This window comes from Hymenobacter mellowenesis (genome assembly GCF_030581005.1).
Lineage (GTDB): Bacteria > Bacteroidota > Bacteroidia > Cytophagales > Hymenobacteraceae > Hymenobacter > Hymenobacter mellowenesis.
The window spans coordinates 81,869-99,232 of sequence record NZ_JAUQSX010000004.1; the positions used below are offsets into that span (position 1 = coordinate 81,869).

Here is a 17,364-nt window from a genome sequence, read left to right on the forward strand (position 1 = left end):
GCTGCCCCATCCTCGCCTCCTCGTATGTCTATTTCGATTGCCCACGGCCTCACCATTCCAGAATGGGTCTTGACCCAGAAAATAACCTGGGCGGCTCGGCTGGTGCTTTCCGAAGTGCTGAACCTGTATAAGGTGAAGGGGCAGGTGTGGGCGGAAGATGATTATTTCGTTGACCGCCTCGACCTCTCGAAGCGCATCGTAGGCCAGGCCATTAAGGAGCTGGCCGACGCCCGGCTGCTGCATCGTGACACGAAGCAGAACCGCCGGCATAAGCGCATCCTCACGCCCTCGCTCGACGGCCTACCTGTTGCAGAATCTGCAACAGGTAAGAGGCCCGACCTATTGCAGAATCCGCAAGAACCTCTTGCAGAATCTGCAACAGGTCTATTGCAGGATTCGCAAGAGGCTATTGCAGAATCTGCAACCTTAAATAGTAAGTTAAATAGGGAGGGAAAAACAAACCAAAGCAAAACAGGTGCGGGCGCGGATTTTTCTCAAAATTCTTCTTCCCCTGCTGAAAGCTTAATTACTGCCCCCACCCCCGTTGCGGCGCCCCCCGCCCCGGCGGCCGACGATGCCGACGAGGCCCGCGCCTTCGTGAAGCAGATGGCGCCACTCTGGAAAGTGAGCGAGGCCAAGAACTTCCAGAGCTGGGCCAAGCTCACCCGCTTTGCCCTGGCCCTGGCGGCGCAGGGCAAGCTCGCGGAGCTGCGGGAGCAATTCGCCGGCTTCCGCGACTTCTTCACCGGGGCCAGCCTCACGCCCCACAACCTCGACAAGTTCACCGGGCACGAAGGCCAGGCCCCGCCTTACTCGCTGGGCACTTGGTGCGAGTGCGACTGGCCCGCCAAAGCAGCCGACCGCAAGCCTGTCCAACCCCAAGGCCCGCCCGAGAAAGCCGAGCGCTCCTCAGCCTCCCCATCCAAACCTAAACCATCCTGGCGCTAATGACTGCCGCACCCACTAAACCCATTTCGACGGTAGCCAGCCCCAAGCCGGAGCTTGGCTACCTCCCCCCGCACGACCTGGCCACTGAGCGGGCTATCCTCGGCGCGATGATGCTCGAAGCCCCGGCCCTGGCCACGGTGCTCGGCATCATCACCACCGAGGCCGTTTTCTATGGCATTGCCCACCAATTCATTTTCAAAGCTATCCGCGCGCTTTTTGAGGCGGGCGAGGGCGTTGACCAAATCACGGTGGTAACCCAGCTTCGCAAGCTCGGGGTATTGGAACGGGCCGGCGGGCCTTTCGCCGTGGCTGACCTGACAACCAAAGTCAATTCCTCGGCCCACCTGGAAACGCACTGCCGCCTCGTGCAGGAGTTTTACGCCCGCCGCGAAATCATCGAAGCCGGCACCCGCATGGCCCAGCATGGCTACGACGACGGCGCCGACCCGCTCGACTTGGTGACCGAGGCCCAAACCCGGCTCATCAACCTGCATGGTACGATGGAAACCAAGCAGGTGGCCGGGGGCGAGGAGGTGTATGATGCTGCTTTCCGCGCGCTGGCCCAGGCCATGCAGCAGGAAGGCATGACGGGTGTAGATACCGGTATTCGGGAGCTGAACCGCGCCACCAACGGCTGGCAACCCTCGGATTTGATTGTGCTGGCGGCGCGGCCGGGGATGGGCAAGACCGCTGCAATGCTGCATTTCGCCCGCACCTGTGCCCTCGACCTGGGCGAGGCCTGCGCCATCTTCTCGCTGGAGATGCCCAAGCTGCAACTCATGCAACGCATGATTGCCAGCGAGTTGGAGGGCTATGCTAATTCCGACTTGCGGGCCGGCCGTGTGGCCAGCGAGGAAGAGTTCAACCGGATTTATAAAGCGGCTGCTCGGCTCAAAACCCCCAAGCTGCGCATTGATGACACCAGCGGCCTCAGCATCCAGCAGCTACGGGCCAAGGCCGTGCGCCTGAAAGCCGAGCACGACATTAAGCTCGTGCTCGTGGATTATATCCAGTTGATGAAGGGCAGCCAGAAGGGCAACCGTGAGCAGGAAATCGGCAGCATCACGCGCGGGCTTAAAGAGCTGGCCAAGGAGTTGAACGTGCCAGTGATTGCCCTCTCGCAGCTCAGCCGCGACGTGGAGAAGCGCGGCGGCGAACGGCGGCCCCAGCTCAGCGACCTGCGCGAGTCGGGCAGCATCGAGCAGGACGCCGACGCCATCGTGTTTCTGTGGCGCGGCGAATACTACGAAATCGAAGAATACCAGGACGGCACGGCCACGAAGGACACGCTGCTATTCGACCTGGCCAAGCACCGCAACGGGGCGCTGGGCGAAATCATCACCGGCTGCCATATCAGCGAGGGCCGCTTCTTCGACTTGAAACAGGAGGGGGCCTTTGCCGACCTGCAGGTGGGCGCGGCCGTGGTGAAGCTCGGCGGGCTGCCCAATTCGACCGAGCACACGCGCGAAGATGATGACGATAACGACCTGCCTTTCTAGCCTATGAAATCCCTGTTTTTTCCGCCGGCCTGCCCCGACTGCGGGCAGCCGCGCAACCGCTGCATTTGCCTTCCCTGGCTCCAACCCTTAACGGCCCGAGTGGTCACCCAACCCAATGTGTAATACAAAAACCCCCCAGCTGGCGGCCGGAGCCGAGCCCCTCGAAAATCCGCTGGCTATCGTTGCCGAGGTGGTCAGCGATTGGCTTTTGGAAGAAGGCATTTCCTCCCGCATGGTAACTGAGGAGCAGGCGGCGGCCCTGTTTATGATGCTGGGCACCGCCGGCTACTCCATTGTTCCCAACGCCATGCTTCCCGGTGCTGCGGCCCGGCAAAACAATTATATCCCCTGCGGGCAGTGCGGCGCCTGCGCTGCTCACGAACCTTGCTCAGTGCTGTAAAAATGGAAATCAACACCCACCTCACTACCGAGCAAATCGACGCCCTCACGCCGGGCCCCGATACGGATATGCTAGTAGGCCGGCACCTGTTTCGCCTGCAACCCTACCGGCCAACTAATTCAGGCATTAACGTGCCCGGCTACCAGCGCAAGGGCTCCGGCGGCTGGGCTTGGCTGCCCCGCTACTCAGTAGATGGCCCGGCCATGCTGGAGCTGCTGGGGCTGCTGCTGGCCAAGAAAATTGTCGTGGATATCAGCAGCAACGCCGGCGAGGTGCGGCTGCAATTCCGTGACCGTGGCCGTGGGGGTGTAGATGGTGTTTCGGCCCGCTGGCTCGGCACCGTGAATGATTTGCCGCTGGCCTTGTGCCAGGCCGCGCTGAAACTGCCCTATCTGTAAATGCCCCCTCGCAAGCCTGAGCAGCTCACCTCGGAGCAATTCCGCGCCCGTTACGCCACGCCCGCCGCCTCGGTGGGCGTGGCCAAGGCACGCGCCCCAACCAAGAAGAAGGCCAGCCCGACCAATGAGCTCACCAAGGCCGTGGTGAAGATGCTCACGCTGGGCGGCTGCAAAGCATGGCGCCAAAACAATGGCGCGGTGTACGACCCCACCCGCGAGGTGTTTCGCGCGGGCTCGGCCACGCCCGGCATCTCGGATGTGCTCGGCTACCATCGGGCAACGGGCCGGTTCGTCGCCGTCGAAATAAAAACGGGCTCGGATAAGCTCAGCCCTGAACAAACCAGCTTTTTAGACGAGGTGCGCCGGGCCGGCGGCTTCGCCTGCGAGGGGCGCAGCCTCGACCAAATACGCGCGGAATTCAACGCCTGGGCCCAGGCCCTGCGCTCGTAGGGTGGCGGCCCTACGATACTTCAACCCGAAACGTTTTTCTGCTATCCCTATGCCCGCTCCGCGCGCCTACATTCACCACTCCACAACCACCATCACTTTTCTTAAAACCAACTATATGCGCCTGGGGCGTCCGATGAAGGAGTTATCGGTTGAGTTGGGCATCTCTACCAAAAAGCTTTACAAGTTGGCTGAACGGGAAAGAATCCTAAAAACAAAGGGGAAAAATTAGCCAAAGGCTTCCGTTGGGTTCGGAATTTTAATCTGTGCTCGACAACCAAGACCCCGCCGCCGCTTACGAATTACAAGCTACTGCGTGCCTCGCTGCGGCGGAGGCTCACCAGGAGCGCCTGCTCTCCGTGGCCGAACGGCTCGCCGGCACGCCCGAGGGCGGGATGGAGCTGTATCAAGAGGCCGTGCTGCGCTGCCACGACATGATACAGTCGAAGGGTTTTCACGGCGACCATTTTGAGTTTTACCTCCTCAAAACGATTCGGAACCTGGCCTTCCCCTCGCAGCAGAAAGCCCAGCTGCGCACCGTCCCCCTTTCGCCAACGCTGGAGCTGAGCACGCCCGCCACCGAGGCGCCGGCCACGGATGCAGTCGCGCACCTCGCCGAGCAGGTAAGCGCCGAGGCGCAGGCCCGCTTCGGCATGGCTGACCGGGTGGCGCTGCGGCTACACGCCGAGGGCTACTCCTTCCAGCAGATTAGCGAGATGACAACCGGCGGCGACCAGAGCTGGATACGCCGCCGCGTCAATAAAATGAAAAACCACCTGCGCGCGGCCTTCGGGCGGGCGTGGGCCAACCTGGAAGCCTGATGAGCTACGAAGCCCTGAACATTTCGGCCCTGCGGCTGAACGATGCAAACCCGCGCATTCTCAAAGAGAAGCGCTTTACTCAGTTGGTGCAGTCGCTTATCGACTTCCCCGAGATGATGCGCCTGCGCCCGACTGTGGTCGATGAGGATGGCGTGGTGCTCGGGGGCAATATGCGCACCCGGGCCAAGCAGCACTTGCTCAGCCTGCCCGAAGGGGAGAAAGAGCACCGCATCGAACGCGCCGTCGCGGCCCGCAACATTCCCGAGGGAGACTCGGCCGCCGCTCAGGACTACACCAACGAGCTGCGGCTGCTGCTGTTTGGCGAGGAGGTGCCGGTGGTGCGGGCCCTCGGCCTCACGCCCGAGCTGAAGCAGCAGTTCATCATCAAGGACAATACCTCCTTCGGCGAGTGGGATTTCGATATGCTGGCCAACGGTGACTGGCCCAACGCCGCCATCTTGGAAGGGTGGGGGATGGACATACCGCCGGGCTGGGGCGATGACGACGCGGCGCCCTCGGATAGCCCCGCTGGCTCGCTCGCTGAACGCTTCATCGTGCCGCCTTTCTCGGTGCTCGACACGCGCCAGGGCTACTGGCAAGAGCGCAAGAACGTCTGGAAAGAACGCATCGGCGACAACGGCGAAAGCCGCAACGGCACGCTGCGCCGCTCGGCCAGTGGCGACGACCCGAGTTATTACCGGCAAAAATCAAAGGCCGAAAAGCAGTTGGGCCGTGAGCTGACGAAGGAGGAGTTCGAAGCCGACCACTACAAGCGTACCACCAAGCTGGCGCAGGGCGTTTCGCTGCTCGACCCGGTGCTGGCCGAGCTGGTGGTGCGTTGGTTCGGTTTGGAAGGCGGCGCGGCCTTTGACTGCTTCGCGGGTGATAGTGTGTTCGGTTTCGTGGCCGCTGCCTCGGGCATGAGCTTCACCGGCATAGAGCTGCGCCAAGAGCAGGCCGACCTCAACCAAAGCCGCACCGACAGCGAGGAGCTGCCCGCCCGCTATATCTGCGACGACGGCCGCAACGTGGGCGAGCACCTGGCCCTCGAAAGCCAGGATTTGCTGTTCAGTTGCCCGCCCTACTTCGACCTGGAGGTTTACAGCGACAAAGCCAACGACGCGAGCAATCAGGGCACCTACGCCGAATTTTTGGCAATCCTGCGCGACGCCCTCACTTCGTCGGTGGGCTGCCTGAAAGAAAACCGCTTCGCTGTTATCACGGTGGGCGACGTGAGAGAGAAGAAAAGCAGCGGCTACTACGGCTTTCCCGCCGACATCACTGCCATCATGCGGGCGGCGGGCCTGCACTACTACAACGAGCTTATCCTAGTGGAGATGGCCGGCAACGCCGCAATTCGGGCCGGCCAGCAGATGAAGCACCGCAAGCCGGTCAAGACCCACCAGCAAGTCCTCGTTTTCTACAAAGGCGACCCGCGCGCCATCAAAACCCACTTTCCCGAGATAGAATATGACGCCGAAGATTTGGAATCATTCGCTGTGGATACCCCAGGCGAGTCCGAGTAAGCTCCGCCCGCTGTTCGATGCCCTGCTCGCTGGGGCCACCTTCTCGGTGCTCAACTTTACAGAATACCACTTCCGCCCCTACGGATGGACGGCCCTGTGGCTGCTGGGCGAGAGCCACCTCGCCATTCACACCTTCCCCGACTACGGCACGGCCTACGTGGAGCTGTCGTCGTGTATGCTGGATAAGTACGTTCACTTCGTCACGGCTTTGGAGCAGTGGGTGAGTGCTCAGCCGCCGGCCGAGCCCTTACTGCCTTGCGTGACGCTGCCCGCTCCGGAGTCGATGGCCTCCTATTCACGGCCCTACACCCAGCCCGATTTACCCCTCTCCGTTACGGCATGAAGTACTCTCTCAAGAAAGCCCGCGCGATAGCCGATGCCTTCGCCACGGCCGAGCACAAAGTGGCTGACGTGTGCAAGCAGTTTGAAATCTCGGAATCCACTTTCTACGCTTGGAAGGCAGATAATCCGGAGTTTTCGGAGTTGCTTAAAAAGGCTGAGGAGCTTCGGCGCCAAGCCCTGGGCGAGATGGCACGCAGTGGGCTGGCCCTGCTGCTCGGCAAGCAGGAGGTAGAGGAAACGACCATTGAGTTTATTCCCGACAAGAAGGACAAGGCCAAGCGAACTGTCAAGCTCCAAAAGGTGACGAAGCGTGTGGTTATGCCCAACGCCACCGCCGTAATCTTCGCCCTCAAAAACCTCGACGCTGACAATTTCAAGGATAAGCACGAGGTGGAGCACAGCGGCGAGATGGGCGTGACCTGGAACGAAACCAAGACCTACGCCGCGCCCGCTGATGATTCTCACGCTTAAGCAAACCACTGCCCTCGACCTGCTCGAAGACCACGAGAGCGAGGTTACGGAGGTGCTGTTCGGCGGCGGGGCCGGCGGGGGCAAGAGTGGCTTGGGCTGCTATCATCTGGTGAAAAACGCCATCAAGTACCCCGGTTCCCGCTGGCTGATGGGCCGTGAGGAGCTGCAAAACTTGAAGGAAACAACCCTCGTCACGCTGTGGGATATTCTCCGGATGCAGAACGTCCCAGCCACTGCCTACCGCTACTATGAGCAGAAGAAGCGGATTGATTTTAAGAATGGCTCGGCCATCCTGCTGCGTGAATTGAAGTACGAGCCCAGCGATAAGGACTTCGACAGCTTGGGCTCGCTGGAAGTAACTGGCGGCTTCATTGATGAGATTCCGCGCATTGTGCAGAAGGCTTGGCAGGTGGTGAAAAGCCGCATCCGCTACAAGCTCGACCACTGGTGCCACCGCTGCGGTCGGCTCAACCACCCAGCCAAAGGCAAGAGGGGCCAGCCCGACCACCCCGGCAACGAGGTGCTGCGGCATGACGACACCGGCAAGCCGGTGCTTTGGCGTTGCCGCCAGTGTGGTACGATTACGTCCGGCCTGCGCCCGAAGCTGCTCGGCAGCTGCAACCCGTCGAAGACGTGGGTTTATCGCTACTTCTACAAACCCAACAAAGAGGGCACGCTCCCAGCTCACAAAGCATTCGTGCCTTCGCTGCTCAGCGACAACCCGCACGTTTCGGCCCACTATCGCCAGTCGCTGCTCGACCTCGACAAAGCCAGCTTGCAGCGCCTGCTGCTGGGTAATTGGGAGTACGACGACGACCCCGACGCGCTGATGCACTTCGATGCCATCAACGACCTATTCCAAAACCAGCACGTTCCCGCCACCGGCAAACGATATATCACGGCCGACGTGTCCCGCTTCGGCGGCGATACCATCCGGCTGGGGGTGTGGGACGGTTGGCGCTGCGTCAAGCGGGTGAAGAAGGCGAAGCAGAGCACCACCCAAACCGCCGCCGACATTCGGGCCCTGGCCACTGAGTACCGCGTGCCCATGAGCCAGGTGCTGGTGGACGAGGACGGCGTGGGCGGCGGCGTGCTCGACCAACTGCCCGGCGCCAAAGGCTTCCTCAACGGCAGCCGCCCACTGCCCAACCCCCATGCCAAAACCTTCGAGGAGCGCAAGCGGGCCGAAAACTTCGAGCACCTCAAGGCGCAATGCACCTATGGCCTGGCCGGGAAGGTGAACGCCGCCGAGGTCTGGATTATGGACGCCACCGAGGAGGAGCAGCAGTTCATCACCGAGGAGCTGGAGCAGGTGAAGCGCAAGGATGCCGATAAGGACGGCAAGCTCCGCATTGTGCCCAAAGACGTGGTGAAACAGGCCCTCGGCCGCTCACCCGACACCAGCGATATGCTGATGATGCGCTTTTGGTTCGAGCTGAAGCCTGCCGGCTCGGGCTACGACTGGTAACATTCATTTCCTCACCGACTTATTGCAAATGGTTCGTATCAAAATCAAGGATTCTGAGGGTGCTGAGTTGTTCGGCACCCTCCCCACCAGCTGGGGCAGCACGCCGCTGGCGCCGTTCCTAGCCCTCGCCACGGCCAAGACGATGCCCGAGCGGTGCGTGGCCGTTGCCCAAATGCTGGGCGTGCCCGAGGAGGTGTTTCTCTCGGACGTGTCGCACCTCGTGCCCATCCAGCGCGCGGCCCCCTGGCTGTTCGATGGCACGCTGCCCGATGCCACCGAGCTAGTGCCCACCATTTACCACGAGGGCAAACGCTACAACCACGTAGGGCATCTAGACCGGATAAACGGCGAGCAGATGGAGGCGCTGCTGAACTTCCTGCGCGACCACGAGGCCAACCCGCTGGCCTCGTCTCCGGCGCTGCTGGCCGTGCTCTACTGCCCGGCCAAGACGAAGCAGACGGCCGACGTGGTGGCCGCCGCTGCCCGCGCCTTTGAAACCCTCGACATGGCGCAGGCGTGGCCCGCCCTAGCGGTTTTTTTGCGGAGCTCAGGTCGTGCCGCCTGGAGCATCCGCACAGCCTTGGCACTCGAAAAAGAACTTCGGACGATTCTGGAAACCTTGGAGGCAGCAATGCCCCCGACTACGGCTTCTACCACATTATGGCAGCGTGCGCGCGGCGGGCTAGTACGACTGTGGCTCAGAAACGCAAAGAAAACGCTCTCGAAATTTTAGAGGAGGAGGAATACTACCGGGCCATGCAGGCAGCCCAAAAGACGAAGCCCTAGCCAAATTCTGAAGGTTTCCGCTTTTGGGTATATGCAGAAGTCTTTTGATGAAGTGCTCAACTACCTACAAGGCCTCGGCCGGCGGCGCACCGCCATCAGCCGCGCGGCCCTGGGCTACGAGGGCAGCGGCCAATACCCGGTGTTAGTGGTGGAGCCCGACCCTTTCTGCGGCGAAAGCTCGCCGGGGCTGATGAACTACGATTTTGCCTTCCTCGTGCTCAACCGCGAGGCCGACGAAAACGGGGTATATCAGCGCCGCGACCCCGCCCAGGAGCCCGCCCTGCTGGCTCAGACCGGGCAGTGGTGCGACGAACTCATTGAGATGCTGCGCCACGAAAACCCCGGCGACCTCGCTAAAGGCACCTACAACCGCGCGGCCCTGACGCAGCACGGCACCGACCTAGCCACCGGCTGGCGGGTGGAGTTCCGCCTGCAGGTGGCCCAAAACATCGACCGTCGCGCCAACGCTGACCTATTCGCCCCCGCTGAATAAATGAAAGTTACCGCATACACCGCCCCGGTGGGCAAAGTCATTGGCAGCCGTGGGCTGACGGATAACGTCAATGCCGGCCACCGCCAGATTCAGGAACTCACCGAGTACATCAATAACCTGCTGACGGCCCCCAATCAGCAGCCCGGCGGCCCGTTTCAGGCCCGCTTCCTCACCGATGCCCTGCGCGGCCCCAACGCCAGCGACGGCATCACGGCCGAAACCCTGCTGCGTGAGCGCGCGCCGCTGTTCTACCTGGGCTGCTCTATCCTGGTAGAGTTCGACGGCAGCGGCACGCGCTGGAACTTCTACCGAGTGGAGTACGACGGCGTGCCCCGCACCGGTGCCGCCTTCCCAGGCCTGCGCGTGTACCGCACGGCCGACATGGTAGATGGTGAGCTGCTGCCCGCGAAGCTGATACCGCTGGCCGACGCCCGCGACTTCGTGGCTTACGCCACCATCAACGGCAGCACCTACCGTTGGCGCGTGGGCCAGTTCGCCAGCGCCTACATCGCCGCCCAAAGCAGCGAGCAGTTCTTCCGCTACGTGGGCCCCGACGATGCCGTGGCCCCGGCCCCCACCGGCACCGCCGCCGACGCCGGCATTTGGGTGCTGGCCAGCCTGACGGACATGCCCCCGGTGGGCGTCACCACCGCTCAGTTCTACGCGCTGCAAAGCCGCGTGGCCAGTACGGAGGACGCGGTGGAACTGCTGCAAAACGGCAAAATCGAACTGTGGCAGCCGGGCCCGGTGTACGCCGCCCGCGTGTACCTGCTGCTGGGCGGCATCGGCACCGGCCTCTATCAGCCCAAAGCCGACTACCTCAACAGCGGCAGCGTGAGCCCGGCCTACTACTACCGGGTGGCCGATTTTCGCTTCCTGCCCACGCAGGACGTGCAGGTGCTGGTGTCGAACCTCACCACCCGCGTTCAGATTTTAGAGAACAACGCGACCACCGGGGCCGATACGGAAGCGTATGGCGGCTGGGACCCGGTGGCTAACAATCCGACGCTGAATCCGCTGCCCTACGCCATCAGCCCAGGCCCGGCCACGCCCAAGGGCAAATACTACGTGGTGTCGAAGAACTGTTTGCCGGTGAACACGGTGGCCTATGCTGACACGCTCAGCAACGACCCTGGTTTTATTCGCGTGCCCTCTGCCGATGGGTTCGGCACCATACCCAACGGCAGCACCGTTACCGGCACCGGCATCCCGGCCGGCACCGTCGTGGTAGGGGGCAGTTACTCCGGCGGCAGCCCATACGTGGAGTTTCAACTCTCGAAGAACGTGAGCGTGACCGCTGGCACGGCCCTGACCTTTACGCCCACTTTCGCCGGCTTTACCAGCTTCTACATTGGCGACCGACTCTTCAGCAACGGCTTGTCCTGGGAACTGCGCCCCGGCATGGCCCGCGTACTGGCGGGCGCCGGCACCGGCACCCCGGCGGCTAACAGCGTAACTGAGGCGATGCTGGCCCCGGCGGTGCGCACCAAGCTCAACGCCAGCGGCACGAGCACCGGCGGCATCGACTACGCCACGCCCGTACTGCACAGCGCGGGCGTGGCGCTGGCTGTGGGCGACTGCGGCAGGCACCACGTTTTCACCGGCACCGGGCAAGACCTGTGGACGGTGCAACTGCCCGACCCCGCCGCCGCCGCTGGCAAACAAATCAGCGTGCGCGTGGCGAACGGTGCGAGTGGTATGTGGGCCTTCACGGCGGCCGATATTGACGGCGAGCCCGAGCGGCTGATGTGGGCCGGCGAGGTGGCATTCCTCACCAGCGACGGCAGCTCGTGGCACAAGCAGGGCGGGCGCTTTATCCCCCTCACCATCACGCTGGGCATGAGCGGCGGGCAGACCTTGAGCGGCTACCAAATCACCACCCTGAACTTTACCCAGCGGGTGAGCGGGAACGCGCCAGCCCGCGCGTTCTACGCCGCCGCTAACGGCATTCGTGCGCTGCGCAAAGGACTGTACGCGGCGGCTCTGACGGCCTACTGCGAGGCCGGCGGCTTGGCCCGCCCGGTTGAATCCATTGTGTCAGTGAACGGCGATTATGGGCACATCAAATCGGTGAACACCGCCTCGAACATCGCCGCATCCGGCAACGGCCAGTACTGGGCGCAGCTGCGCGCCTCCGAAAACCCCTACGACTTGGAGAAAGACGATTACGTGAACGTGCGGGTGTATTCCGATGCCGGGTTGGTCATCTACAACCAAGGCGCCATTCACCCATTTTTTTCCCTCACCGAAATTCAACGCTGGTAAACCATGCCCCTCGAACTCACCGCCCCGCCCTTCATCGACCGCCCGGTGCGCCCTTTGGTCAAGGGCCCGATTACTTACCAGCGTGTGCAACGCTACCTCACCCACTACCCGAAGCAAGACCCTATAACGGGCAATGTGGTGCTGTTTCTGAGTGCGTGGGTGATGCACTTTTTCACCAACCCAGACGGTAGCCCAGGGGCCGACGCCAGCGAAACCGTGGCCAACTATCAAATCACTTACGAGGCCAACAACAAAGAAATCATCGACCTCAGCTCCGGCGCGATTCTCTACACCCGCGACAAGGAGAACGACGAAACATGGGCGGCACTGCTGGCGGCCGACCCGCGCCCCCTGGCTGAGCGCGGCAACGCCTTTGGCTGGCAGATGCAGCAGAAGCCCGAGATAACCCAGGCTGCCCAGATTGAGGCCGCAATGGATGCAGCCGACGGCCCGCCCTGGTATCGGTTCGGCCGTGACGAGGAGCCCGCCGCCTGATGATTTCCGCAGCCTGGCTTTTCGTCCTGCCGGCCCTCATGCTGGCCGTGCCCGCCCTCAACTGGCTCAACCGCCGCTTCCGTCGCTAGTTGCCCATGCCCGCCCCTTCGCCCATTCGTGACATTCTCGAAGCCATTGGCCTGGCCATCTGCCGCGAGATGGTGCGGCTGCTGGATGAAACGGGCCGCTACCCGTTGCGGGCCAATTCAACGCTGAAACGCCAACTGCTGAGCGGCGAGGCCGTGAAGGTGAAGCAGGGCCGGGGCAGCTCGGGCCGCTTCGAAGGCTTCACGGCCAACGCCAGCATTGAACTGTACGCCCTCGACTATCTGCAATGGGTGGACAGCGGGCGGCGGCCCGGCGGCAAGAAAGTGCCTCTGTCGGCCATTCTGAAATTCATAAAAGACCGTGGCCTGCAATACCGCGACAAGACCACCGGCCGCTTTGCCCGCTCGCGGGTGCGGCTCAAGGGCCGCGACGGCAGCCCGGCGCAGTCGGTAAACCGGCTGGCTTTTATGATTCAAAACGCCATTTACCGCCGGGGCATTCGGGCGCGGCCTGTCATCGGCCCGGCCTTCGACCTCGGCGCCCACCTCGTGGAGCTGTACCTCGACAGCCAGTTTTTGGATGGTCTGACCTACGACCTGGAGCAGCAGCTCGACTTGATTTTCACCAGCAGCAAATAGCACCATGCCAGCAGCACCCGGGAGCGGCTCGCCGCCCAGCATTAACAATTTAGCTAACACCTGCGACGCAGCCGGCGGCGCAAGCCTTGTCACGTTCACCGTGAACAAAGGCATTGCGGGCGTGCCTTGCGCCGTGGTGCTCACCAACGCCGCAGGCGATATTGTCTGGACTGGTGGCATGACCACCGTTCTTAATTCAAAGTCGTTCACCATCACCGGCACGGCTAACGGCGACTATACCCTGACGGCCGACAACGGCGAGGCCACCGATACGGCAGGCTTCACGATTGCGTGTTCCGTAGCCCCGATTACGCTGGTGGCCCGCAACATCACGCAGCCCACGCCTAGCGTGCCCACTGGCCGCGTGGTCATTGAAGCCCAGGGCGGCAGCCCGGCCCTCACCCAGCTCTACATCAACATTCCAGGCGTAACGGCCGGCACCGTGGCCATGTCCTCGGTAGCCGTCAGCTACATCTACGACCGGGCCGGCATCGCCGTGGGCCGGCATGTAGCTACCATTACCGATGGCTCCAATCTCAGCAACACGCTGGAAGTGCCTTTCGAGATTCTGGCCCTGGTAGGCGGCTGCACCGACCCCGAATCCGACAACTACAACCCGGCCGCCACCTACAACGACGGCAGCTGCGTGATTGCCCCGCGCCTCGTGCTCGACACGACATTGCCCGCTCTCGTACCCAACGGCCGGCCGGTATGGGTTTCGCTCAGCAGCCCCGAGATTGCCAACGCCACGCCCGCCAAAGCCGATGCCTTCATCAACTTGGAGTTTTTGGCCGGCACGGCTGGCGTGGTGCTGGAGGTGAACGGCTACCGCCTCGAAAGTGGGCCGGTGCTGCTGGCTACAAACTTCATCGACGCGCCCTCGCTCGTGGAGGCGCTGAACGCCATCGGCCCGCTGGCGGCTGCCTACGACATTCACCAGAACCAAGACGACGAGGTGCGCCTCACGGCTTGGGCCGAGGGCACCCGCTTCAACCTCGATTTGACCACCAGCGACGCCGCCAAGGTTTCGGTAGTGGCCGTGGACGGCGTGAACCGCTTCCACTCCCAGCGGCGTGAGCAGTGGGGCTGCTACCTCGAAGTATGGACGGGCTCCCCGCAATCGACCCCGAGCACGTTTGCCGACTTATACAGCGACGTGTACCGCGACACCTACGGCGAAATTGTCACGCCCCCCGGCGGCGCGGTGCGGCCGGTGCTGGCCCAGCGGCTCGAATTGCCATATAGAGCCGATAACGCCTACCGCTTCGATATTTCGGCTGCGCTGCAAAAGTTCACCGGGCACGCCTACCCGCAACCGGATGGCTCCTGCCCCGACCGACTGTGTTCTTTTTTTCTCAAATTCGGCGAGGTGTACGCAACGGCCGACAGCATCCGCCGGCAGCGAAACGCCTACATTTCTGGCGTTTCGTGGACGCTGGACGCGGTAGAGGTGCCAGCTGCGCAGTCGCTCGGTATTCGCTTGCTTAGCTCGCGGCCGGCCCCCTGGCGCACCACCGGGCGAGGGCCTACCGTGCTAGTGCCCAAAGATGCCCAACTGCTCGCCATCGCGGGCCGTGTGCGCTATGACGGCCAAACGCAGGAGTTTTCGCTGCCTACGCCGCTTGATGGGGTGGTGCTTCGCATTGACTACTTAGCCAACGCGCTCGGGCCCGATTACCTGAAAACCTACGTGGGCATTGTGGACGGCCTCGGCGGCGGCATCACCACCCCGCTGGCCCAGGTGGTGCATGGCCCGGCCCATGTGCTCACCTTCGCCAACGGACAAGGTGGGTGCGATTCGGTGCCCTTCGAAGGCGAGCGGGAGGAGCTGACGAAGTACACCCCCTCCACCTTCAGCACCGGCACCGGCACGGCCACGCGCTCGGCCACCACGCCGCAGGCCTTCCGCCTCAACAGCGGCCCGCTCACCCGCGAGGAGTATTTGTGGCTGCGGCAAGAGCTGGGCAACACCTCGGCCGTGTGGTATGAAAAGCCCAGCGGCCCGCAGGCCGTGAACATCACCGCCTTCAGCCCCGACCCTGACGAAGTGAAGGCCGAGTACTTCCTCACCGTGGATTGCCAACCTCAGGAACAGCCCGCCCTGGGCGTAACCAACTAAGCCATGCGCGATATTCTGCTGTATCTGAACGGCCGCCGGGCCGACCTGCCCCCGAACCTGAAAGGGCTATTTCGGCTCAATAAGGAAGGTTCACTCGGCGATTTGGCCGTGCGCCTGGGCGAGTACTCGCTGCCCATCAGCTTGCCGGCCACGCGCGGCAACCTCCGCATTTTCGGCGTGAATGCCAACCACGTCCTGGCTATTGATAAGTTCCGGACGGTCGATTATCCCTTCGAACTGCGCTGTGATGGGGAGGTGCTGCTCGGCACCTTCCGGCTCACGGCCATCAGCGCCGCAGCCTACACCGGCACGCTGCTGGTGGCCGGCTACTCGTGGGCGCAGTTGTTGGTCGACAAAAAACTTACCGACCTGCAGTTCGACGCCATCAGCTACAACGGCACCCAGCTCGAAACAATCTTGGGGCAGAGCTGCGACGCTACCGATGTGCAGTTTCCGCTCTGCTCGTTTGGCAATTTCTTCCACCCGCCGGCCGAAGAAACCCAGCCGGACGGCAGCAAGAAGGAGGTTTCCCTGCCTGCGCAGGCCCTCTTTTCGTGGCCGATGGCCGTTGATGACTACGCGCCTGGCGTGTATTACCCCAACGTGCTGCGCCAAATATTCAAGGATATCGGCTGGAACCTCACCGGCCGGGTGCTGGATGAGGCGCGGTGGCGCGAAACGGTGCTCACCAGCGCCGGCGCCGACCTGTCGAAAGCATGGCCCTGGGGTGCGCTGCTGCCGGCCAGCGGCGCCAGCACCGGGGGCGGGCAGTACAGTTACGTTGATGCCGGCCCCGGCAATGGCTACGAAAACACCATCATCGGCCTGGATGAAAACGCCCCTGCGGGCAATATTCTAGGCTACGACATGGGCGGAGAGGTAATGTTCCTGCCGGTGCCGGTGCGGGTGCAAACCGGCGGCACGCGCGCCCTCGACGGCGAAAACTCGGTTTACTTGGCCCAGCAGGCGGGCACCCACACGTTTGCGTACAGCGTGGGCATTCAGAACGGGCACCAGACCATTCGTGTTGATGTGCCCGTAGCTGGGGCCTTTCATACAGCCTTTGCCCCGGTGCTGCTGGGGCTGCTCGTGCGCAGGGGCGGGGGCGGTTTCGACGGCTCCCCGGTGAACGGTTCGCCCATCGACCCGCAGGTGCTGCCGGCGTATAATGCCCTGACTTTCGACAACCGGGGCGAGGTGGTGCCGGGCACCAAAGTAGGCACGGCATCGGTGTACCTCGAAGTTGGCGACGTCGTGCAGCTCTGCCTCATCACCCGCCGCCGCCTCACCGACTTACCCACCCAAGCCACCTTCCTGACCCGCGCCGAGTTTGTCATCAACTTCTCGGCGTCCTCTTTCGCGTGCACGGCCTTTGATGGCCCGACGATGTTGCAGCCGGCCAACTTCCTGCCCCCTCTGCTGCAACGCGACGTGGTGCGGGATTTCCTGCTCAGAACCGACACGGTGCCGGTGGCCGATGCCAACCGGCGCACGGTGCGGCTGCTCACCCGCGACGAACTCAGCGCCACCGCCGGCGAGGTGCTCGACCTAACCGGCCTGCTCGACCCCGAAGCGATGGAGTATTTGCCAGCGGCTGGCGCAACCGTGGGCGCCGTGGTTTTCTCGGCAGCAGAAAACCCCGACGAGCCGCTGCCGGTGGCGGCCGACGTGGTGCGGGTGGTAACGGGCCCTGGCGTAAACGAGCAGGCCGTGGGCAGCCTGTTCGCGCCCGTTGCCTTCCGCTCATACCAAACACCCCAGCCGGGCAACTACGGCCAGCGGATAGACCTGCCCACCTTCGCCACCGAGGACGCGCTGGCGCAAAATCTGGATGAAACCGATTGGGACGCCAGCAGCCAAGCCCCACGCCTCGTGCGCTACACCGGCCCGGATGCCACCCTTACGGTGCCATTCCAACAGCGGCGCGTGCCGTTGGCGGGTGCGGCGTGGGACGGGCCGCTGCGCTGGGCCGGGCCCACCGGGGCCGTGGCTACCTACTACGCCCGCACGGTGCAGCGCCTGACGCGCGGCCACGTCGGCAAGGTGCCGGCCAGCCTCACCCCGGCGCTATACCGCGCCCTCAGCATTGGCCGGCAGGTGACCATCAGCGGCGCCCTCTACACCCTGGAAAAAATAAGCAGTTACGACCTGGCCGACGACGCCGCCACCGCTCCCCTCGAATTATTGCGCGACCTGTAGC

18 protein-coding genes are annotated in these 17,364 nt (G+C 63.0%); all 18 read left to right on the forward strand.

Annotated elements, in window-relative coordinates; genetic code table 11:
• Positions 1–24 precede the first annotated feature (24 nt).
• The 18 genes from Q5H92_RS08835 to Q5H92_RS08920 all read left to right on the forward strand — a co-directional run bounded on the left by Q5H92_RS08835 (position 25) and on the right by Q5H92_RS08920 (position 17,363).
• Entirely contained in the window at positions 25–948 is a 924-nt protein-coding gene (locus Q5H92_RS08835) for a hypothetical protein (RefSeq protein WP_305011150.1), read from the forward strand.
• On the forward strand, positions 948–2,447 hold the full coding sequence (gene dnaB / locus Q5H92_RS08840) for a replicative DNA helicase (RefSeq protein WP_305011151.1): 1,500 nt from the start codon (positions 948–950) through the stop codon (positions 2,445–2,447). Before Q5H92_RS08835 ends, dnaB begins: the two co-directional genes overlap by 1 nt.
• A gap of 115 nt (positions 2,448–2,562) precedes the next feature.
• Positions 2,563–2,847, forward strand: coding sequence for a hypothetical protein (locus Q5H92_RS08845; RefSeq protein WP_305011152.1), 285 nt, complete (start codon positions 2,563–2,565; stop codon positions 2,845–2,847).
• Positions 2,848–2,849: 2 nt separating this feature from the next.
• Complete coding sequence (locus Q5H92_RS08850) at positions 2,850–3,245, forward strand: hypothetical protein (protein WP_305011153.1); 396 nt, start codon at positions 2,850–2,852, stop codon at positions 3,243–3,245.
• On the forward strand, positions 3,246–3,695 hold the full coding sequence (locus tag Q5H92_RS08855; protein WP_305011154.1) for a VRR-NUC domain-containing protein: 450 nt from the start codon (positions 3,246–3,248) through the stop codon (positions 3,693–3,695).
• 49 nt (positions 3,696–3,744) lie between these two features.
• Positions 3,745–3,924: a hypothetical protein gene (locus tag Q5H92_RS08860; RefSeq protein ID WP_305011155.1), complete on the forward strand. Its 180-nt coding sequence runs from the start codon at positions 3,745–3,747 to the stop codon at positions 3,922–3,924.
• A 34-nt stretch (positions 3,925–3,958) separates the two neighbouring features.
• Complete coding sequence (locus tag Q5H92_RS08865; RefSeq protein ID WP_305011156.1) at positions 3,959–4,513, forward strand: RNA polymerase sigma factor; 555 nt, start codon at positions 3,959–3,961, stop codon at positions 4,511–4,513.
• The gene (locus Q5H92_RS08870; protein ID WP_305011157.1) at positions 4,513–6,039 is read left to right on the forward strand and encodes a ParB N-terminal domain-containing protein; all 1,527 of its coding nucleotides are present in this window, start codon (positions 4,513–4,515) and stop codon (positions 6,037–6,039) included. The genes Q5H92_RS08865 and Q5H92_RS08870 overlap by 1 nt, the downstream gene beginning before the upstream one ends.
• Positions 5,984–6,382, forward strand: a complete 399-nt coding sequence (locus Q5H92_RS08875) for an S-adenosylmethionine decarboxylase family protein (protein WP_305011158.1) — start codon at positions 5,984–5,986, stop codon at positions 6,380–6,382. The genes Q5H92_RS08870 and Q5H92_RS08875 overlap by 56 nt, the downstream gene beginning before the upstream one ends.
• On the forward strand, positions 6,379–6,852 hold the full coding sequence (locus tag Q5H92_RS08880; RefSeq protein ID WP_305011159.1) for a transposase: 474 nt from the start codon (positions 6,379–6,381) through the stop codon (positions 6,850–6,852). Before Q5H92_RS08875 ends, Q5H92_RS08880 begins: the two co-directional genes overlap by 4 nt.
• Entirely contained in the window at positions 6,836–8,320 is a 1,485-nt protein-coding gene (locus Q5H92_RS08885) for a hypothetical protein (RefSeq protein WP_305011160.1), read from the forward strand. The genes Q5H92_RS08880 and Q5H92_RS08885 overlap by 17 nt, the downstream gene beginning before the upstream one ends.
• A gap of 28 nt (positions 8,321–8,348) precedes the next feature.
• Entirely contained in the window at positions 8,349–9,053 is a 705-nt protein-coding gene (locus Q5H92_RS08890; protein WP_305011161.1) for a hypothetical protein, read from the forward strand.
• 84 nt (positions 9,054–9,137) lie between these two features.
• Complete coding sequence (locus Q5H92_RS08895; protein ID WP_305011162.1) at positions 9,138–9,599, forward strand: hypothetical protein; 462 nt, start codon at positions 9,138–9,140, stop codon at positions 9,597–9,599.
• Positions 9,600–11,864 (forward strand): hypothetical protein, encoded by a 2,265-nt coding sequence (locus Q5H92_RS08900; protein ID WP_305011163.1) that lies wholly within the window; start codon positions 9,600–9,602, stop codon positions 11,862–11,864.
• A 3-nt stretch (positions 11,865–11,867) separates the two neighbouring features.
• Positions 11,868–12,359 (forward strand): hypothetical protein, encoded by a 492-nt coding sequence (locus Q5H92_RS08905; RefSeq protein ID WP_305011164.1) that lies wholly within the window; start codon positions 11,868–11,870, stop codon positions 12,357–12,359.
• 95 nt (positions 12,360–12,454) lie between these two features.
• Entirely contained in the window at positions 12,455–13,045 is a 591-nt protein-coding gene (locus Q5H92_RS08910; RefSeq protein ID WP_305011165.1) for a hypothetical protein, read from the forward strand.
• A gap of 4 nt (positions 13,046–13,049) precedes the next feature.
• The gene (locus tag Q5H92_RS08915; RefSeq protein ID WP_305011166.1) at positions 13,050–15,164 is read left to right on the forward strand and encodes a hypothetical protein; all 2,115 of its coding nucleotides are present in this window, start codon (positions 13,050–13,052) and stop codon (positions 15,162–15,164) included.
• Positions 15,165–15,167: 3 nt separating this feature from the next.
• On the forward strand, positions 15,168–17,363 hold the full coding sequence (locus tag Q5H92_RS08920; RefSeq protein WP_305011167.1) for a hypothetical protein: 2,196 nt from the start codon (positions 15,168–15,170) through the stop codon (positions 17,361–17,363).
• Position 17,364 lies beyond the last annotated feature (1 nt).